The organism is Agromyces neolithicus (genome assembly GCF_039529735.1).
In the GTDB taxonomy this organism is placed as follows: Bacteria; Actinomycetota; Actinomycetes; order Actinomycetales; family Microbacteriaceae; genus Agromyces; species Agromyces neolithicus.
Genome location: NZ_BAAANJ010000018.1, coordinates 17,160 through 36,334, shown reverse-complemented (window position 1 = coordinate 36,334; position 19,175 = coordinate 17,160). Strand labels below are relative to the sequence as shown.

Annotated in this window: 18 protein-coding genes and 1 tRNA gene; 12 read left to right on the top strand and 7 right to left on the bottom strand. The window is 70.0% G+C overall.

What is annotated here, in order from left to right:
• Window position 1 precedes the first annotated feature (1 nt).
• Complete coding sequence (locus tag ABD164_RS16050; protein WP_344297352.1) at window positions 2-1,189, bottom strand: MFS transporter; 1,188 nt, start codon at window positions 1,187-1,189, stop codon at window positions 2-4.
• Window positions 1,190-1,527: 338 nt separating this feature from the next.
• Between ABD164_RS16050 and ABD164_RS16045 the strand changes: the two genes are divergently transcribed.
• The 4 genes from ABD164_RS16045 (at window position 1,528) to ABD164_RS16030 (ending at window position 3,772) form a co-directional block, all read left to right on the top strand.
• Window positions 1,528-1,884 (top strand): hypothetical protein, encoded by a 357-nt coding sequence (locus ABD164_RS16045; RefSeq protein ID WP_344297350.1) that lies wholly within the window; start codon window positions 1,528-1,530, stop codon window positions 1,882-1,884.
• 292 nt (window positions 1,885-2,176) lie between these two features.
• Window positions 2,177-2,746 (top strand): hypothetical protein, encoded by a 570-nt coding sequence (locus tag ABD164_RS16040; protein WP_344297348.1) that lies wholly within the window; start codon window positions 2,177-2,179, stop codon window positions 2,744-2,746.
• Window positions 2,747-3,224: 478 nt separating this feature from the next.
• Window positions 3,225-3,446, top strand: a complete 222-nt coding sequence (locus tag ABD164_RS16035; RefSeq protein ID WP_344297346.1) for an antitoxin MazE family protein — start codon at window positions 3,225-3,227, stop codon at window positions 3,444-3,446.
• Window positions 3,443-3,772, top strand: a complete 330-nt coding sequence (locus ABD164_RS16030; RefSeq protein WP_344297344.1) for a type II toxin-antitoxin system PemK/MazF family toxin — start codon at window positions 3,443-3,445, stop codon at window positions 3,770-3,772. Before ABD164_RS16035 ends, ABD164_RS16030 begins: the two co-directional genes overlap by 4 nt.
• A gap of 106 nt (window positions 3,773-3,878) precedes the next feature.
• Here the strand turns inward: ABD164_RS16030 and ABD164_RS16025 are convergent, their stop codons facing one another.
• The 3 genes from ABD164_RS16025 to ABD164_RS16015 are packed head-to-tail and all read right to left on the bottom strand — an operon-like array spanning window position 3,879 to window position 9,619.
• Window positions 3,879-7,322 carry an error-prone DNA polymerase gene (locus ABD164_RS16025; RefSeq protein WP_344297342.1) on the bottom strand — a complete coding sequence of 1,148 codons (3,444 nt, stop codon included), beginning with the start codon at window positions 7,320-7,322 and terminating at the stop codon, window positions 3,879-3,881.
• Between the two features lie 18 nt (window positions 7,323-7,340).
• Window positions 7,341-8,894 carry a DNA polymerase Y family protein gene (locus ABD164_RS16020; protein WP_344297340.1) on the bottom strand — a complete coding sequence of 518 codons (1,554 nt, stop codon included), beginning with the start codon at window positions 8,892-8,894 and terminating at the stop codon, window positions 7,341-7,343.
• Window positions 8,891-9,619 carry a hypothetical protein gene (locus tag ABD164_RS16015; RefSeq protein WP_344297338.1) on the bottom strand — a complete coding sequence of 243 codons (729 nt, stop codon included), beginning with the start codon at window positions 9,617-9,619 and terminating at the stop codon, window positions 8,891-8,893. The genes ABD164_RS16020 and ABD164_RS16015 overlap by 4 nt, the downstream gene beginning before the upstream one ends.
• Window positions 9,620-9,772: 153 nt before the next feature.
• Between ABD164_RS16015 and ABD164_RS16010 the strand changes: the two genes are divergently transcribed.
• Window positions 9,773-10,471 (top strand): SOS response-associated peptidase, encoded by a 699-nt coding sequence (locus ABD164_RS16010; RefSeq protein ID WP_344297336.1) that lies wholly within the window; start codon window positions 9,773-9,775, stop codon window positions 10,469-10,471.
• Window positions 10,472-10,541: 70 nt separating this feature from the next.
• Here ABD164_RS16010 and ABD164_RS16005 read toward each other — a convergent pair whose 3' ends face one another.
• Entirely contained in the window at window positions 10,542-10,826 is a 285-nt protein-coding gene (locus tag ABD164_RS16005) for an antibiotic biosynthesis monooxygenase (protein ID WP_344297334.1), read from the bottom strand.
• Window positions 10,827-10,973: 147 nt separating this feature from the next.
• A tRNA-Leu gene (locus ABD164_RS16000) sits at window positions 10,974-11,057 on the bottom strand.
• Window positions 11,058-11,168: 111 nt separating this feature from the next.
• Here ABD164_RS16000 and ABD164_RS15995 point away from each other — a divergent pair.
• Both ABD164_RS15995 and ABD164_RS15990 read left to right on the top strand, forming a co-directional pair.
• A complete protein-coding gene (locus ABD164_RS15995) occupies window positions 11,169-12,494 on the top strand; it encodes a M20/M25/M40 family metallo-hydrolase (protein WP_344297332.1) in 1,326 nt (441 codons plus the stop codon).
• A gap of 33 nt (window positions 12,495-12,527) precedes the next feature.
• Window positions 12,528-13,382 carry an undecaprenyl-diphosphate phosphatase gene (locus tag ABD164_RS15990; protein ID WP_425545959.1) on the top strand — a complete coding sequence of 285 codons (855 nt, stop codon included), beginning with the start codon at window positions 12,528-12,530 and terminating at the stop codon, window positions 13,380-13,382.
• Between the two features lie 26 nt (window positions 13,383-13,408).
• Here the strand turns inward: ABD164_RS15990 and ABD164_RS15985 are convergent, their stop codons facing one another.
• Window positions 13,409-14,314 carry a PAC2 family protein gene (locus ABD164_RS15985; RefSeq protein ID WP_344297328.1) on the bottom strand — a complete coding sequence of 302 codons (906 nt, stop codon included), beginning with the start codon at window positions 14,312-14,314 and terminating at the stop codon, window positions 13,409-13,411.
• Window positions 14,315-14,389: 75 nt separating this feature from the next.
• Here ABD164_RS15985 and ABD164_RS15980 point away from each other — a divergent pair, with 75 nt between their 5' ends.
• The 5 genes from ABD164_RS15980 to ABD164_RS15960 are packed head-to-tail and all read left to right on the top strand — an operon-like array spanning window position 14,390 to window position 19,174.
• Window positions 14,390-15,064: an HAD family hydrolase gene (locus ABD164_RS15980; RefSeq protein ID WP_344297327.1), complete on the top strand. Its 675-nt coding sequence runs from the start codon at window positions 14,390-14,392 to the stop codon at window positions 15,062-15,064.
• On the top strand, window positions 15,061-16,083 hold the full coding sequence (locus tag ABD164_RS15975; RefSeq protein WP_344297325.1) for a tRNA (adenine-N1)-methyltransferase: 1,023 nt from the start codon (window positions 15,061-15,063) through the stop codon (window positions 16,081-16,083). Before ABD164_RS15980 ends, ABD164_RS15975 begins: the two co-directional genes overlap by 4 nt.
• Window positions 16,084-16,126: 43 nt before the next feature.
• On the top strand, window positions 16,127-17,056 hold the full coding sequence (locus tag ABD164_RS15970) for an FKBP-type peptidyl-prolyl cis-trans isomerase (protein ID WP_344297323.1): 930 nt from the start codon (window positions 16,127-16,129) through the stop codon (window positions 17,054-17,056).
• A gap of 49 nt (window positions 17,057-17,105) precedes the next feature.
• A complete protein-coding gene (locus tag ABD164_RS15965) occupies window positions 17,106-18,128 on the top strand; it encodes a helix-turn-helix transcriptional regulator (protein ID WP_344297321.1) in 1,023 nt (340 codons plus the stop codon).
• Window positions 18,125-19,174 (top strand): helix-turn-helix transcriptional regulator, encoded by a 1,050-nt coding sequence (locus ABD164_RS15960; RefSeq protein WP_344297319.1) that lies wholly within the window; start codon window positions 18,125-18,127, stop codon window positions 19,172-19,174. The genes ABD164_RS15965 and ABD164_RS15960 overlap by 4 nt, the downstream gene beginning before the upstream one ends.
• The last annotated feature ends 1 nt before the right edge of the window (window position 19,175 follow it).

Here is a 19,175-nt window from a genome sequence, read left to right as displayed (position 1 = left end):
GCTAGCCGATATGGTCGTCGCGGCCGGGCGACGACACGGCCACACGTCGAGAGAGCACGAGGGTCCAGATCGCGCCCACCCCGGCGACGGCGGCGCCCGCACCGAACGCCCATGGGATTCCGAATCCGTCGGCCACGAGTCCCAACGCGATCGGGCCGAGTCCCAGGCCGAGGTCGATGACGGCGCTGGCCGTACCCGAGGCGACTCCGCGCTGCGACGGCGTCGCCGTCGCGAAGATCGCCGAGAAGAATGCGGGAGTGCTGAATGCGACGCCGACGGCGAGCACGGCCGCCCCCATGAGGAGCCCGACCGGCGATCGTAGGCTCGCGGCGATGATCAGGCCGACGCCGATCACGACGAGCGCGGCCGTTCCGAGGGCGAGCGACGGCACCTTGTCGGGCACGCGTGCGAAGGCGATGCGGCAGACCACCACGACGGCGCCGTAGACGAAGAGCGCGAGCCCGGCGTTGTCGAAGCCGAGCTGCGTCGCATCCAGCGATGCGAACGCGAGGAATCCGCCCATCGCGATCAATGCGGCGAGGAATCCCAGCACGATCGGAATCGCCGGTCGATGGATCAGGTGGCGCTCGGCGTCATCGGCGGGCGCCTCGGTGCGGGTCTCGCCGACGAGCAGCGTCAGGCTGGCGGCGAGCAGCGCGAGCACCGCGGCAGCCGTCCACGCGAGGCCGAAGCCGGCGAGATCCACGAGGGCGGCGCCGAGCAGCGGCCCGAGCGATATGCCGAGGTAGAGCCCGAGGGAGTTGTACGAAAGTGCTTCGCCCATTCGTGCCTCGGGTGCGAGGTCGGCGAGCGCTGCGAAGCCCGCAACGAAGAACGCCGCCTCGGCGACGCCTGCGAGCAGGCGCAATGCCACGACGACGGGCAAGCTTTCGGCGACGAGCAGCAACGCCAGGCTGGCTGCGGCGAGGAGGGCTCCGCCGAAGAGCAGCGGCAGGCGACCGAACCGGTCGGCCAGGCGCCCTGCGATGGGCCGCAGTACCAATGCAGAGAGGGCGAATGCCCCGACGGCAAGGCCCGCAGCAGCGGCGTCGCCGCCGATCGGACCGGTGACATAGAGCGGCAGAGCGAAGAGCGCGACCCCGAAGGCCGTGAAGTAGCAGAGCTCCGCGATGCCCAGCGTGATGAACGCAGGGGTGAACAGGCGCTCCGTCGTCGAGCGGCGCTTCACGGTTCACCACCCGGAACCGACCACGGTGGATCCTGACCGACCACCTGACCAGCGTAGGCCTGCGGCATTGCTTCTGGGCGATGGGTCCACGTCTGGGCACCGCTCTGCCAACGATCGGGGCCCGCAGTCTGTCGGAGTCATGCCCGCCGAGCGATCCGCAACCGGGCAGCCGTGTTTTGGTTGGCGTGCCCCTGCGGGCATCTTCACCGGGCGTCGATGAAGGCCGGCTGGCGGCGGTGCATGCCATTCTCGGGGGTATGCGATCTTCACGACTCGCGGCTGTGGGAGTCTCGACGATGGTAGTCGGCGGGCTGATGGCCGGATGCACGGCGGAACCGATGGACGCGGAATCCGGCGCGGGGCTCAAGGTGAGAGCGGATGAGATCACCGTGGAATGGGACGGCCACTGCGGCGTCGGGGTAAGGGTCGAGAACACCAGCGATCACCCAGTGAAATTCGTGGAAGCGGATGAGGAGGTCTTCGACGGGTCAAGCACCACCGAGTGGCGTCTGGCCCTTCCTCACCACGTCCCCGAGGACGGAGCAGTCCGCGGGTATGACGTTGGCCCGTTCCCGACGACGCTCGAACCGGGCGCGGTCGCCACCCACGCCGTTGTGGTGTACTGCAAGGAAGACCCGTCGTACACGATCACGGTCAATTCGATCAATGCGGGCTCGGTGAGCTTCGACTTTTGACACCGACGCGCCTCACCGGGCACATCGAGTTCCCTCGCGCGATCGCGGCGACGATCACGATTGCGACCCATCATGACTGCGACGCCTGAGCACCGACAGCCGTGCTTGTGATCCGGCACCTCCAGCAGACTCTACGACCTCACGCAGGGATGGTCGGCGTCTACTCGGGCGGCGCTTCTCGCGCGCTGAGGATCGTCGTTGCGTCGCCGGCGGACCGGCTAGGAGGGCCGCGTGTCGTGATCGCTGGGGCCACCCGGCTTGCAGAGTTGGCCGCGGGCGATAGATTCGCCGCATGATGAAGACCCCGACTGGCCGCGTCGCCCTCACCGCGCTGCTGATCTTCCCCCTGCTCACTGGCTGTACCACTGTGGACGCCTCGTACCTGCCCGACACCGACCCGACCCCGAACGCGGCCGCCCCCGTTCCAATCGAAGGGGACACGGACGGGGACGGCGAGCTCTCCGAGTTTGAGAAGCAGGTACTCGCGAGGAATGCACCCCGCGACATCACCCTTCACGATGGCACTGTCGTCGTGGTCACACCCGGACAGCCCCTCCCGCAGCAGGTCATCGACCAGATCGTCGCCGACGCGGCGCCCGGCGCGGCTCAGGCACAGACCGATGACGAATTTGCGCCCATGGCGGGCATAAGAAGCATCCGCGAGGTGGCAAGCTCATACGCGGACGAGATTGGTCGTACCGTTGTCATCGTCTACTGGGGCTTTGGTGCCTGGGGCACGGTCTCGTCCGTCGACGAATCCAGCGGGATCGAGCTAGCAGGCACCAGCGACCAAGACGCGATGGTCGCGGCGGCTACCGATTGGGCTGAATCCCACGACGCCTACGTCGTCGTTGTCGAGTAGCCACCCGTACCCCGCCGCGAAGTCCCCGCGCTGCCCATCCGGCGCTGAGTGCATGGCACGGCATCCGGATGATCTGGTGACCCGGCTGCGGGAAAATGGCACATGCTCGGGCCATGTCGCGAAGGTTTCCGCTGGCCGCCCGAAGACGTGCTTCCTTGCTAGGCGGGCCCGTTTCCGCGGTGCTGCTGGCGGGGTGCAGCCCCTCGAGCGCATGGCGTCGTGCTCACCAACCGCCGTGGCGACGGCCTCAGTGTCACATCGTCGTCGGGGAACACGACGATCATCTCGCTTGAAGAACCCGAACGTTACCTGGAGAATCTCTGCCGGCGCGGGGTGCCTACCTCTCAGTAGTGTCGCGCGCCGTTGGTTCGTTGTGCCCGGTTGACGATCCGTTTCCGGGCGGTGGAGTTGCTTGAGGATTGGCCAACGGCCGCAAGAGTCAGTTGTCGACCGACGGCGTTACATGTAACATTGTCGTATGGCAAGCACACGAGAGCGGGTACGCGAGCATCGCCAGCGTTTGCGAGAGCAGGGCCTCAGGCCCGTTCAGATCTGGGTGCCCGACGTACGGGCTCCGGAGTTCGGCGCGGAAGCTCATCGCCAGTCGGCTGCGGTCGCGGCGAGCGAACATGAAGCCGATGACCAGGCCTTCGTGGATGCCATCTCAGTCGATTGGGACGAGGCGGAGCCCGGCGAGTGAGGCGGGGCGACATCTATATCGCTGCTGCGCGTGGTGCCTACACCGGCAAGCCGAGACTAGTGGTCATCGTCCAGGATGATCGTTTTGATGCAACCGCTTCGGTTACGGTGTGCCCGTTGACGACCAATCCGGTAGAGGCGCCACTTTTCCGGATCGCAGTGGAGCCGACCGACACCACCGGGATCGAGAAACCAAGCCAGATCATGGTCGATAAGGTCACGACGATGCCGCGGGAAAATGTGCGCGACCGCCTCGGCCAACTGGCGGATGCCGATCTGGTTCGGCTCGACCGCGCCCTTTTGGTGTTTCTCGGGCTTGCCGATTAATTCGGCTCGCTCGGCGGCGCGATGTCGCAAGCCGATCCACTTCCGGGCACCCGCGACGGCCACTCAACCTACGAGAATCGGCCATTTCTGCTGTGACTCACACCGCTCAACGGAAGTCGCGCGAGCGGTGCGGTGCAGACACGGTGAGCGACTCGAATCGGTCGGCGATGAGGTTGGTGACGCCCTCGGCGGTGCGTTCGAGCATGCCCCGCACGACCATGGCCGGGGCCTCGCGCGCGATGCGCCGGTAACGGTTCCACACCCCGACCCCGGCGATCACGTTGAGGGTGCCCGACTCGTCTTCGAGGTTGAGAAAGGTGATGCCGCTCGCGGTCGCCGGTCGTTGCCGGTGCGTGACGACGCCGCCGACCTCGATGCGCCGGCCGGTCTCGGCGGTGGCCAGCAGGTCGATGCGGATCGCTCCTCGGTCGTCGAGCCGTTCACGCACATGCCGTATCGGGTGGTCGTCGGGGGAGATACCCGTGGCCCAGAGGTCGTAGATCACCTGCTCGGCGGGCGTGAGCATGGGCAGTAACGGCGGCTGCACCACGACGACAGAGCCCGCGAGGTACTCTTCACGATCTTCGGCTGCCTCGCCGGCGAGCCACAGCGCCTCGCGCCGCTCGAGGCCGAACCCGTCGAAGGCGCCGGCCGCGGCGAGCGCTTCGAGCTGCGTGGCGTCGAGCGCAGCCCGTCGCGAGACGTCGGCCATGTCGCGGTAGGGGCCGCGCGCCTCGCGCTCGGCGACGATGCGTTCGGCCACGGCGGTGCCGATCGACGAGACGTCGGCGAGTCCCAGCCGCACCGCGAAGGCGCCGTCGCGACGGTGCTCGGCCGAGCGGTCGGGGGCGGTGCGGTCGAACGGGCCGATGGGCTCCTGCGCGGGATCGGCGCACGATGCGAGACCGGTCGGCGCGCGACATCCGCTCTCGTCATTGATCGAATCGCGATCGGATGTCGCAGCCGCGTCGATCGCCTCGAGCCCCGCGTGCACTCCCGAACGCAAGATGTCGGGCCGCAGCATCTGCACCCCGTGACGCCGCGCGTCGGCGGTGAGCGTGGCGGGCGAGTAGAACCCCATGGGCTGGGCGCGCAGCAACGCCGCGAGGAACGCTGCGGGGTAGTGCAGCTTCAGCCACGAGCTCGCGTAGACGAGCAGGCCGAAGCTCAGCGCGTGGCTCTCGGCGAAGCCGAAGTTCGCGAACGCCTCGATCTTGGCGTAGATCGAGTCGGCGACCTCGGGTTCGATGCCGTTGTCGGCCATGCCCTTGTAGAGCTTCGAGCGCAGCTTCTCGATCTTCTCGACCCCGCGCTTCGACCCCATCGCGCGGCGCAGCAGGTCGGCGTCGGCGGCGCTGCAGTTGCCGACGGCGACGGCCATCTGCATGAGCTGCTCCTGGAAGAGCGGCACCCCGAGCGTGCGCTCGAGCACCGGCTCGAGCTTGGGGTGCAGGTAGCTCACCTGTTCTTCGCCGGTGCGCCGCCTGATGTAGGGGTGCACCGCCCCGCCCTGCACCGGACCGGGGCGGATGAGCGCGATCTCGACGACGAGGTCGTAGAAGCACCTGGGCTTGAGCCGGGGGAGCGTGCCCATCTGCGCACGGCTCTCGACCTGGAACACCCCGATCGAGTCGGCCCGGCAGAGCATGTCGTAGACGGCCGGCTCTTCTTTCGGCAGCGACGCGAGCTCCCACACCTCGCCCGTCGACTCGCGCACGAGGTCGAACGTGTACTGCAGTGCGGCGAGCATGCCGAGCCCGAGCAGGTCGAACTTCACGAGGCCCATCCAGGCGCAGTCGTCTTTGTCCCACTGCAGCACCGTGCGGTTCTCCATGCGGGCGTGCTCGATGGGGCACACCTCGCCGACCGGCCGATCGGTGAGCACCATGCCGCCCGAGTGGATGCCGAGGTGCCGCGGAAAGGTGAGCACCTGCTCGGCGAGCTCGACGACGGCGTCGGGGATGTCGTGGTCGTCGGTCTCGACCACCGCGCCCCACCGCTCGACCTGGCGTGACCACGCGTCTTGCTGCCCGGTGGAGTAGCCGAGCGCCTTCGCCATATCGCGTACCGCGGCCTTGGGCCGGTAGCTGATGACGTTCGCGACCTGCGCCGCGTTCTGGCGCCCGTACGTGTCGTAGACGTACTGGATGATCTCTTCGCGCCGGTCGGAGTCGAAGTCGACGTCGATGTCGGGCTCTTCGTCGCGCAGCGCCGACAGGAACCGCTCGAACGGCAGGTCGTAGAAGATCGAGTCGACCGCGGTGATGCGCAGCACGTAGCAGACCGCCGAGTTCGCGGCCGAGCCGCGACCCTGGCACAGGATGCCCCGCCGCCGGGCCTCGTGCACGATGTCGCGCACGATCAGGAAGTAGCCGGGGAAGTCCTTCTGCTCGATGACGTCGAGCTCGCGTGCGAGTCGCTCGCGCACGTGCTCGGGCACGCCCGGGTAGAGCTCGGCGGCGCCCTGCCAGGTGAGTTCGCGCAGCCAGCTCATGGGCGTGTGCCCCTCGGGCACCTGCTGCCGCGGCAGTTTCGGGCGGGCGCTGCGCAGGGTGAAGCCGAGCTCGTCGGCGAGCGTCACCGACCGTGCGACCGCGCCGGGGTACCGGGCGAAGCGCTCGGCCATCTCGGCGCCGCTGCGCAGGTGCAGCCCGTCGGACGCGGGGAGCCACCCGTCGAGCTCGTCGAGGCTGCGCCGCGCGCGCACCGCGGCGAGGGCCGACGCGAGCCGGTGCTCGGGCGGGGTCGCGTAGTGCACGGCGTTCGTCGCGAGCAGGGGCAGCCCCGCCTGCTCGGCGAGGCCCGCGAGCGCGTCGTTCGCCTGCTGATCGTTCGGATGCCCGTGGTCGAAGAGCTCGACCACCACGTTCTCGCGGCCGAAGAGCGCGGCCAGCCGGTCGAGTTCGCGCGCCGCGGCCTCGGGCCCGCCGTCGGCGAGGGCGCGCCGCACGGCGCCCTTGCGGCATCCGGTGGGCACGACCCACTCGCCGCCCGCCCGCTCGGCGAGCGCCTCGAGTGAGTACACCGGCCGCCCCTTCTCGCCCCCGGCGAGTTGCCCGGCGGTGATCGCCGCGGCCAGCCGGTGGTAGCCCGCCTCGCGCCGGGCGAGCACGAGCAGGTGCTCGCCCTCGGGGTCGGTGAAGCCGTTCTGCGGGCCGCTGAGCCCGAGCGAGAGCTCGGCGCCGAAGACGGTCTGCAGGTCGGGGAAGCTCTCGGCCGCCTCGGCGAACCGCACGATGCCGTAGAAGCCGTCGTGGTCGGTCACCGCGAGCCCGGTGAGCCCGAGCCGTTGCGCTTCTTCGACGAGCTGCTCGGGCGTGGAGGCGCCGTCGAGAAAGCTGAACGTCGAGTGCGCGTGCAGTTCGGCGTAGGGCACGACGGGACCGGCCGGTCCCTCGAGCCCTTCGGCCGGATGGTACGGGTGCCGCTTGCGGCTGAACGCCGGGCTGTCGCCGCCGTCGGCGATGAGTTTCGTCGTGCCCGGCCGTCGCCGGTCTGAGAGCTTGCGCTCGAGCTCCGACCAGGGGATCTCGGGGTTGTTCCAGCCCATGCTCACTCCCTCCGCATGTCAGTCGTACCTCGCCTCTGCCCACCAGCCGTCGGCGTCGCGCACGAGCAGCCACGCGCACCCGTCGTGGTCGACGATCTGGAACCGGTGCACGCGCTTGGCGTGCTCGGCGTCCCACCATCGCTCGACGACCGGCCAGGGCCCGGCCCAGGCCCGCACGGGCGCTTCGCCGTCGCCGCCGACCGCGAACCGCGCCGGCGGTGTCGAGATCGCCCCGCGGTCGTCGATGGCGACGGATGCCCCGTCGTCGCCCACGAGCCGAATGCGCAGCCGCTCGCGGAACACGCTCGCCGGCGCGAGCGCCGGCAGGCTGCCCGGCCACGGCGCACCCCTGACCCGGTCGCCGGTGCGCTCGGGCCCTCGGTCGCCCCACGGCACGAGCACCTGCCGATCGGCGAGCATGCGCCCGCCGCCGATCGCTGCGGTGACGACCCCGTCGTGGCCGAGCATGCTCTGCACCCGGGTGAGGCCGTGGTGCACCCGCTCGTCGGGCCCGCCGCCCCAGAGCCCCGCCTCGTGGTTGCCGGTCGAGTCGATGCGCTCGGGCACGACCCGCAGCCGCACGATCGGCGACGCGAGCCCTGCGTCGGCCGTGCCGGTGCCCTGCAGCTGCCAGCGCACCCGGTCGACCACGTCGGCGGGCGTGAACCACTGCGGATGGAGCCAGCTGCGGCTCGAGTGCCCGCCCCGTTCGTCGTCGAGCTCGACCCTGATGCCCGTGCACACGAGCCGTTTCGCCCGCATGCGGTCGATGAACTCGTCAGCCCGCACGCGGAACGCGAACGCGAGCTGGTCGATGCGATCGAGCGGCGGCTCGAACTCCTGCTGCACCTCGAACTCGGGTGGTGGCGTGCGTGCCGTGACCCCGGTCTGCTCGCGCCCCGCTGCCCGGTCGTGCGCGAAGGCACCGGCAGCACCGAACCGCCGGCGCACGTCGGCGCCGGGCAGCGCGGCGAACTCGCCGAGCGTGCGCACCCCGAGCCGGTTGAGCAGCGTCGTCGTGCGGGCGTCGGTGACGAGCCCCACGGGTAACGGTGCGATGAAGGCGGCGGATGTCCCGACCGCGACGATGCCCACGGGAGTTGCGCGCGCGGCGCGCGCCGCCTGCTCGGCCGCGAACGGCCCGTCGGCGATGCCGACCCGTACATCCGGCACCCCGAGCCGGGTCATGGTGGCGAGCAGCGCCTGCGCTGCGGCGTCTTCGCCGCCGTAATAGCGTGCGGGCCCGCGAGCCCGCATGGCGAGCGTGCCCGGGCGCACGATCTGCACCCCGGGCACCGTGGTCTCGACCGCGCGCACCACGGGTTCGAACAGGCGCACGTCGACCGAGACGTCGTAGTCGAGCACCGTGAGCGCGGGGGAGCGGTACTGCGCCTCGCGCAGCTTCAGTCCGCGGGCGACGCCGTCGCCGCGTGCGGCGGCGGAGCAGGCGTAGACGAGCCCCGACTCGGTGAGTGCGATCGGCAGGGCGGGGTCGAGCCCCAGTTCGCGGCATGCAGCGAAGATCGGCCAGTCGGGGCACCAGAGCACGATCGTGCGGGTCGGCGCGCTCATGAGGCCGGCCGCTCGTACTCGTCGAGCCGCACCGGCTCGCGCGGCGCGCGGGCATCGGCGGCTGCAGCGGCTGCAGCGGCCCGGAACCGCAGTGACCGGTCGGGCAGCTGCAGCCGCGAGCGTGCCCGACGGCCGAACTCGCCCCGCCCACCGGCGCTCACGACGACCTCGCGGTCGCTGAGCTGCCCGTGCCCCGCACCGAGCCCGTGCCATTCGCTCGCCTCGACCCCGAGCCGGGCGTCGCTGCCCGGCCAGTCGCCCGCGACGAGCAGCACGCTGCCGCGCTGCCGCAGCCGAGCCGTCAGCCGTGACGCCTCGGTCGGCGCGACGCGCCCCACCGCACGTGCCGCGACCACGGGGATGACGTCGGCGAGCGCCGCCACCACGGTGAGCCATTGGCGCCCGGGGTCTGGCACGAGCACGAGCCGCTCGAGGTCGATGCCGAACCGGTCGGCGGCCTCGACGCCGAAGTCGGGCAGCCCGACGACGGCGACCCAGCGCCCGCTCGCCGACGGCCCGGCGAGTAGCGCCATGAGCAGCGTGGTCGACCCCTCGACCGAGACCACCGTGCCCTCGCGAAGCGTGCCGCCGGGCAGCACTTGCTCGAATACCGGATGCGTGGGCACCGCCTTCGAGTCGAGCCGCGTCGCCTGCATGCCGCGGATGCGCGCCTGCAGCTCGTCGACGCGCGAGGGCGACTCGGCGGGGGCGAGGGGAGCGGTCATGGTCACCCACCCAGTTTCGAACACATGTTCGAATGTCGCAAGTCGGTGTTGCCGACTGTCCACATCATCGGCGAGGGGTACGACATCGGCTCGCGAACGCCGGGCACGGGTCATCCGCCGATCGGAGTCGCAGGCCGGCGCTACGCTGGCCGCATGTGCGGACGATTCGTGATCTCAGACACGACACCCGACCTGGTGCGCATCTTCGACGTCGACACGGTGGGCGAGGGGCTGCCCGAGCCGTCATGGAATGTGCGGCCCACCGACCCGATCCCGGTCGTGCTCGAGTCGAAGAAGGAGGGGCCGGTGGTGCGCCGGCTCGAGGCGGCGCGCTGGTCGCTCGTGCCATCGTTCTCGAAAGAGCTGAAGCTCAAGTACCCCACGTTCAATGCCCGCTCCGAGGGGCTCGCCACGAGTTCGGCGTTCCGTGCCTCGCTCGCCGGCAAGCGCGCGATCATTCCGGCCGACGGGTACTACGAATGGCACACCGTCGGCAAGCAGAAGACGCCGTACTTCATCCATCAGGGCGACGGGCCGATCGCATTCGCCGGGCTCTACTCGTGGTGGCGCGACAAGTCGAAGGCCGAAGACGACCCCGAGCGCTGGGTGCTCACCGCCACGATCATCACGACCGACGCCACCGGCGACCTCGCCGACATCCACGACCGCATCCCGGTCATGCTGCCGCCCGAGTTCTGGTCGACCTGGCTCGACCCCGACGTCACGGGCGACCAGTCGCTCGTCGACCAGGCGGTGGCCGCGTCGCGGCCCATGGTGCCGTCACTCGCGTTCCACGAGGTGGGCCCGGTCAACGACAACGGCCCCGAACTCATCGAGCCCGTGCGGCCCTGAACGGTGCCCCTGTCAGCGAACAGGCAATCTGAGAACGGAAACCTGAACCGGCGGGCGGAGCCCAGGCACGCTAGCCGATTCGGGTGACTCTGAACGGAGCCGCCACGAGTTCGATGACAGGTGCGTACACACCTTCAGCTGAGGCCTGCTCGACCGCCGCAGCCTGTGCCTCTGCGGACTCCCACTCGGCAATCTCCACCAGTCCGTCGGGACTGTCGAGCATCTCGTACTGCGTGCTCCTGAGGAAGCCGGGTGCCTTCGGCCCATAGGTCGCCGAAATGTCTGCGAGCAGGCTCCTGAGCTCGGCTCGCGCACCTGGTTTGGCGTGAAACTCGACGACGACCTTGATGGTCATGGGCGGCCTTCTTCCAGATCACGTACTCGCCGCCCATTCGCGAGCGGACGGCGGTCGCCCAAGCCTACCGCTCGGCGCGACGACACGGCCATGACGACGAACGCAAGAAGGCCGGATCACATGGATCCGGCCTTCTGCACACAAGCGTGCGCGAGGGGGGACTTGAACCCCCACGCCCGTTAGGGCACTAGCACCTCAAGCTAGCGCGTCTGCCATTTCCGCCACCCGCGCTCGTGTCGGGCTCTTCCGATTGCTCGGTGGCCCGAAAGAAGACATTAGCACGGATTCCGGGGCGCTTCCGACACGGTGGCCATCGTCGGATGCCCCGGCTAGCGTGATGGCATGTCCCTGCCTTCGCACGCCGCGCAACCGACCACAGAGCTCGACGAGACGGCCGTCATCGCACGGGATCTCATCCGGTTCGACACGTCGAACTACGGTGGTGGGCGGTCGAATGGCGAGCTCGAGGCCGCCGAGTACGTCGAAGCCCGCCTGGCTGCGCTCGGCCTCGCGCCGCAGCTCTTCGAACCCGCGCCCCGTCGCGCGAGCGTGGTCGCACGGGTGCCCGGCCGCAACCCGGCCAAGCCGGCCCTCGTCGTGCACGGGCACCTCGACGTCGTGCCGGCCGACCCGCGCAACTGGAGCGTCGACCCGTTCGCGGGCGAGATCCGCGATGGCATGTTGTGGGGTCGCGGCGCCGTCGACATGAAAGACATGGACGCGATGATGCTCGCCGCGCTCGGCGACATCCTCAGCAGCGGCAGGCAACCCGAGCGCGACCTCGTCGTGGCGTTCTTCGCCGACGAAGAGGCGGGCGGGGCATTCGGGGCGAGCTGGCTGGTCGACAACCATCCCGAACTGTTCGCGGGCGCGACCGAGGCCATCAGCGAGGTCGGCGGCTACTCGATCACGGTCGCAGGCCGTCGCGCCTACCTGCTGCAGACCGGTGAGAAGTCGCTGCTCTGGGTGCGGCTGGTGGCGCGCGGCACCGCCGCGCACGGCTCGCGTCTCGTGGGCGACAACGCCATCACCAAGCTCGCCGAGGCGGTGGCCACGCTCGGTCGCACCGAATGGCCGCCGCGGCTCACCGCAACCACGCGCGAACTCCTCGGCAAGATCGCCGAGGTGCTCGGCGTCGACCCCGAGCAGGTCTCGCCCGACGAGCTCGCCCTCGCGACCGGCTCGGCATCGGGGTTCATCACGGCGACCCTGCGCACCACCAGCAACCCGACCGTGCTCGAGGCCGGCTACAAGCACAACGTCATCCCCGATCACGCCGAGGCGCTCATCGACATCCGCACGCTCCCCGGCGAAGAAGAGGCGGTGCTCGCCGAGGTGCAGGCACTCGTCGGCGACGAGATCGAGATCGAGATCGTGCACCGCGACGTCGGGCTCGAGGCGCCGACATCCGGCACGCTCGTCGACGCGGTCACGCACGCGCTCGGCGTGCATGACCCCGGCGCCCCGGTGTTCCCCTACCTGCTCTCGGGCGGCACCGACAACAAGTCGCTCAGCCGGCTCGGCATCGAGGGGTACGGCTTCGCTCCGCTCAAGCTGCCGGAAGGCTTGGACTTCCCGGCGATGTTCCACGGCGTTGACGAGCGCGTGCCGCTCGACGCACTAGTCTTCGGTAGGCATGTCCTACGCGACCTGCTGCTCGAATACTGACCAGTTCAGTCCTCTGACCAGTGCAGTCCTCCGATCTCAGCGGGGGCGGAAGGCGGATGCCCCAACGTGATCGAAGCGCTCATCCTCGGCTTTGTGCAGGGCCTCACCGAATTCCTCCCGATCTCGTCGAGCGCGCACCTGCGCATCCTCGGCGAGTTCCTGCCCGGGGCGCAAGATCCGGGTGCCGCGTTCACGGCGATCACGCAGCTCGGAACCGAGACCGCCGTCGTCGTGTTCTTCTGGCGCGACATCGTGCGCATCGTGTCGCACTGGTTCGGCTCGTTCACGGGTCGCGTGCCACGCCACGATCCCGACGCGCGCATGGGCTGGCTCATCATCGTGGGCTCGATCCCGATCGTCGTGCTCGGCCTGCTCTTCCAAGACGAGATCGAGACCGTGCTGCGTTCGCTCTGGATCACCGCCACGATGCTCATCGTGTTCGGCATCATCCTGGGGCTCGCCGACTGGGCCGGCGCCAAGCGGCGGGCGCTCGATCAGATCACGGTGCCGCACGGCATCTACTTCGGGCTCGCGCAGTCGCTCTCGCTCATCCCGGGTGTCTCACGTTCGGGCGGCACGATCACCATGGGGCTGCTGCTCGGCTATGAGCGGGCGGCCGCCGCGCGCTACGCGTTCCTGCTGGCAATCCCGGCGGTGTTCGGCAGCGGGCTGTTCCAGCTGTTCAAGAGCCTCGGCGAGCCGGCGGTCTACGGTCCCATCGAGACGGCGGCGGCCACGCTCGTGGCATTCGTCGTCGCGATCCTCGTGATCGCGTTCTTCATGAGCTACATCTCGAAGCACAGCTTCCTGCCGTTCGTGCTCTACCGCATCGTCCTCGGCGGGGTCATCTTCGTGCTGCTCGGCACGGGTACGATCCAGGCAATCTGAACGCGGCCGACCCGTCAGGCCACCCGTCAGCGCGGGCCGTCGCCACGCCCGTCGGCGCGCCCCTCGGGGCCGTCGCCGCGGCGGCGCAGGTAGCGCTCGAACTCCTGGGCGATGGCCTCACCGCTCGCCTCGGGCGCATCGACCGCGTCGCGCGCCTGCTCGAGCTGCGTGATGTAACCCGCCATGTCTTCATCGTCGGCCGCGAGCGCGTCGACGCCCGCCTCCCACGCCTTGGCCTCGGTCTCGAGCGTGCCGCGGGGGATCGACAGCCCCGTGAGCTCCTCGACCTTGCCGAGCAGGGCGAGCACCGCCTTGGGCGAGGGCGCGTTGTGCACATAGTGGGGCACCGAGGCCCACAGTGACACGGTGGGGATTCCGGCGCGCTCGGCATGGTCGGCGATGACGCTGAGAATGCCGACGGGCCCCTCGTAGCTCGAACGCTCAACGCCGAGCGCGCCGCGCACCTCGGGGTTCTCACTCGACGCGAACACGGTGAGCGGGCGCGTGTGCGGGGCGTCGGCGAGCATCGCGCCGAGCAGCACGACGCCGTCGATGTCGGCCGCGAGCGCGGCGTCGATGAGTTCGGCGGCGAAGCCCTTCCAGCTTCGGGCGGGTTCGGCGCCGATGAGCACGTGCAGTCCGGATGCCCCGGGGCCGGTCACCGGGTCATCGAGCTCCTGCGCTCTGCCGGGGCCGAGGATCGCGGCGCCCGGCCACTCGAGGCGGCGCGCACCGTCGTCGCCGATGGCGACCGTGGGCCGGGTGAACTGGTAGTCGAAGTAGAGCTCGGGGTCGACGGAGGCGATCTCGACGAGGGCGAGCCGCTCGGCGAGGAGTTTCGCCGCGCCGGTCGCCGCCTCACCGGCGTCGTTCCAACCCTCGAAGGCGACGATGAGCAGTCTTCGACCCTCGAAACCGGCCGGCTGATTCACGCTTGGGGCCCCGCTTTCCGCCCCGGGTTCCCGGGGCCCTCTCCACAATAGGCCGTGCCCGTAGACTTGGGCGTTGTGACCACACGCCTGCCCGCCGCCGTTCTCTGGGACATGGACGGCACTCTCGTCGACACCGAACGCTACTGGATGGCTGCCGAAGAGGAGCTCGTCGAGGCGTTCGACGGAACTTGGACCCACGACGACGCGCTCGAGCTCGTCGGCAGCGGCCTCTGGGAGGCGGCTGCGGTGTTCCAGGCGAAGGGCGTCGACCTCGACGCCGACACGATCGTCGCCCGCCTCACGGGGCGCGTGCGCGAGCAGCTCGGTGAACATGGAGTGCCCTGGCGACCGGGGGCCCGCGAGCTGCTCGAGGCGCTCCGCGAGGCATCCGTGCCCACCGCCCTCGTGACCATGTCGGTGCGCGCGATGGCCGACGACATCATCCGCGCCATCCCCTTCACGGCATTCGATGTCGTCGTCACGGGTGACTCGGTCGACCACGCGAAGCCGCATCCCCAGCCGTACCTGCTCGCCGCCGATCAACTCGGCGTCGACATCGCCGACTGCGTTGCGATCGAGGATTCCCCGGCGGGGCTCACCTCGGCCCACGCGGCGGGGGCGATCGCCGTCGGGGTGCCGAACATCCTCTCGCTCGATGACGCCCCGTCGTCGGCCATCTGGCCGACGCTCGTGGGCGCGACGCTCGCCGATCTCGGTGCGCTCGTCGGCGCGAACGGAGCCGCGTCGTGACCGCGAGCCGGGGCGAGCAGAGCGGGCCGTTCCGCGTCGGCGACCGCGTGCAGCTCACCGGGCCGAAGGGCCGCCTGCACACGATCACGCTGCAGCCGGGCGCGCTCTTCCACTCGCACAAGGGACCCATCGCCCACGACGACCTCATCGGGCAACCTGACGGCTCGGTCGTGGCGAACCAGGTCGGCGTCGAGTACCTTGCGCTGCGACCGCTGCTCAGCGACTTCGTCATGTCGATGCCGCGCGGCGCGGCCATCGTCTACCCGAAAGACGCCGCGCAGATCCTCGCGCAGGCCGACATCTTCCCCGGAGCCACCGTCGTCGAGGCCGGCGTCGGCTCGGGCGCGCTCTCGCTCTGGCTGCTGCGCGCCATCGGCTCAGAGGGCTACCTGCACTCGTTCGAGCGTCGCGAGGAGTTCGCCGACGTCGCCCGTGGCAACGTGGCGACGTTCCACGGCGCCGACCCGCAGAACTGGTCGATCACCCTCGGCGATCTCGCCGAAGTGCTGCCCGAGACGGTGGATGAGGCATCCGTCGACCGCGTCGTGCTCGACATGCTCGCACCCTGGGAGTGCATCGACGCCGTCTCCGACGCGCTGAAGCCGGGCGGCGTGCTGCTCTGCTACATCGCCACCGCCACCCAGCTCTCGCGGGTCGCCGAGGCGATCCGCGCGACGGGCGAGTACACCGAGCCGCAATCGTCAGAGACGATGGTGCGCGGATGGCACGTGCAGGGCCTCGCCGTGCGGCCCGACCACCGCATGATCGCGCACACCGGGTTCCTCATCACCGCGCGCCGGCTCGCGCCCGGCGCAGTGCTGCCCGAACTCAAGCGCCGCCCCGGCAAGACCGCGTACAGCGACGACGACGTCGAGGCATGGACGCCCGGCGCCCTCGGCGAGCGCCAGGTCAGCGCGAAGAGCCTGCGCAAGCGGGTGCGAGCAGCCGACGCCGCCGCCGAGCGGTCGCGTTCCACCGCCGATGCTCCCGATCCCGACCCGACCGGCGAGGCCGGGTAGGCTACCAACGCCCCTCCGCGACCCATCGAAGAATCGAGGATCAGTGCGCTCGTCTCTCGCGCTCATCGCCACCGCCGGCGCCGTCGTCATCGCCCTCACCGGCTGCACCGCCCCGGCACCCGCCCCCGTGGCCTCCCCAGGCGATTCGTCTGATGCCGTAGTCGTCACGGGTGACTTCGGTTCCGAGCCCCGCGTCGAGTTCCCGACGCCGCTCGCACCCCCCGAGACGCAATGCACCGAGGTCATCGCAGGCGAGGGCGACTACCTGCAAGAGGGTCAGTTCGTATTGCTCGGTGCGTCGCTGTTCGACGGCACGACGGGTGAACAGGTGCAGGCCGTCGGCTACGACGAGCCCGCCCAGCTCGTGCTCGGCGATGGCACGCTACCTGCATTCACGCATGGGCTGAGCTGTGCACGCGAGGGATCGCGGGTCGTCGTCGTCGCCCCGTCAGAAGAGGTCGGCGGCGAAGAGGGCCAGGGCAGCCTCGTCGCCGTGTTCGACGTGCAGCGTGCCTTCCCGCTTCGTGCCGATGGATCGGTGCGGCTCACCCGTGACGGCTTCCCGGCGGTCGTGCTCGCGCCCGACGGGCGCCCCGGCATCACGGTGCCCGAGGCCGACCCGTTCGAGAACACCGAGGTCGAGGTACTGAAGCAGGGCAACGGCCAGGTCGTCGAAGACGGCGATTCGGTCGTCGTGCACTACACCGGCGTCGTGTGGGAGACCGGCAAGGTGTTCGACTCGAGCTGGGAGACCAAGGAAGAGGACAACCCGACGCCGGGCCCGCGCACGTTCGTCGTCGGCGAGGGCGGCGAGGTCGTCCCCGGGTTCTCCGACGCGATCGTCGGGCAGAAGGTCGGGTCGCAGGTCGGCGTGGTCGTCGCCCCGGTCGATGGCTACGGCGACCAGGCGAGTGGCGACATCCCCGCGAATGCCACCCTCTTCTTCGTGATCGACATCCTCGGCGTGATCTGATTCCGCGATGCCGGCCGAGGGCGGTTCGCGGCCCAGTATGATCGCTCCTGTGCCCGGATCAGAACGCAGGAGCGAGCCGGCGATCCCGGCCGAAGACCGGCTGTTCAGCCTCGTGCTCGCGCTGCTCGCGACCGAGGCCGGACTGCTGAAGTCCGACATCCTGTCGACCGTGCGCGGCTACGCCGAGCGCTTCGACCGGTCGGGGGCGAACGTCAACCTCGACCGGCAGTTCGAGCGTGACAAAGACCAGATCCGTGAGCTCGGCATCCCGCTCGAGACGGTCGAATCACCCGATCGCCCCGGCGACAACCAATCGTTGCGCTACCGCATACCCAAGGGCCTGTACGACCTGCCCGACGAGGTGCGGTTCACCCCCGACGAACTCGCGCTGCTCGGCCTCGCCGCCGAGGTGTGGCGTGAGGCCTCGCTTTCGGAAGACTCGCAGCGTGCCCTCACGAAGCTTCGGGCGCTCGGCATCGAGCCGCGCGAGCCCGTCATCGGCTACGCGCCGCGACTGCGGGTGCGCGACGCCGCATTCGAACCCCTCCGCCAGGCGCTCGACCGCCGCCAGGCCGTGCGGTTCGAGTACTTCAAGCCGGGCGAGCAGGCGCCACGCGAGCGTCGGGTGAACCCCCTCGCGGTCGTGATGCACGAGGGCCGCTGGCATCTGCACGCGCATGACCTCGCCGCCGGCGAGCCGCGCACGTTCCTCCTGTCGCGCATCGTCGGCGACGTCACGCCGATCGCCGGCTCGACGTTCGACCCGCCGCCGCCGGGCATTCAAGATCGCGTGATCGCCGACCTCGCCGAACTGCGCCTGCGCAATGCCGCCGATCTCGCAGTCACCGCGGGCAGCGACGCCGAGGTGCGCCTCGGCAGGCGTGCCGTCGAGCGCGACGAAGACGCCGGAGTCATCCGGTTGCACTACACCGACGCTGCGGTGTTCGCCGACGAGCTGGCCGCCTACGGGCCCGAGGTGCGCGTGCTCGCGCCGGCGGACTTGCTGGCGGCCGTGAAGCAGCGCTTGCACGCAGTGGCCGATGCCCATCGCGACCTCGAGGCGAACCGATGAACGCGAACCGGCAGGGCACCCAGAAGCCGCAGAAGTCGCAGCGTGCGCAGAAGGCGCCCGACAAGCTCGTGTTCCTGCTCGCGCTCGTTCCCTACCTGCTCGAGCGCCAGGTCGTCGACGTCGCCGAGGCCGCCGCGCACTTCGGCGTCTCCGACGATGCCATCCGCGACGCAGTGAAGCTCATCGCCACGTCGGGCCTGCCCGGCGCCACCGGCACCTACCAGCCGAACGACCTGTTCGACATCGACTGGGACGCGTTCGAAGACGACGACTCCATCGTGATCGTGCACCACGTCGCCATCGACGATGCGCCGCGGCTCTCGGCACGCGAGGCCGCGGCGCTCATCGCCGGACTCCAGTACCTGACGGCACTGCCCGAGAACGCCAACAGCGCCTCCCTCGCCTCACTGCTTGCCAAACTCGATGCCGGCGCGTCGGCGACCCCGACGCGCATCGGGGTCGCCGAGACCGAAGCCGACGAGTCGCTCGCGCTCATCCGCGAGGCCGTCGCCGGTGGGCGCCAGCTGGAGTTCGACTACCGCAACGCGCTCGGCATCGCCGGTCGCCGACGCGTCGACCCGCTCAGGGTGCTCTCGCAAGACGCCGACTGGTACCTGCAGGCGTACTGCCACACCCGCGAAGATGTGCGCAACTTCCGTGTCGACCGCATGAGCGCGCTCGTCGTCTCGGACGTGCCCATCGACGAGCACCCCGACCACGTCGTCCCCGAGACACTCTTCCAGGGTTCCGAATCCGACCTCGATGTGGTGGTCGATCTCGCTCCCGCCGCGCTGCCGCTGCTGGCCGACTACCTCGCGGACTCGACGACCACCGAGGTCGACGGGCGCCTTCGGGTCACACTGCGCCTCGCGCACGTGCACGGGCTGAAGCGCCTCGTGGCCGGGCTTCCCGGACTCGTCACGGTCGTTTCGCCGCCCGAGGCGCGGGCTGCGGTCGCCGCATGGGCCGAGGCCGCACTTGCGGGATACGCCGACGACGGGTCATCCGTTCACGAACGTGAACCCGCCGCACCCGGCGACAGGTAGA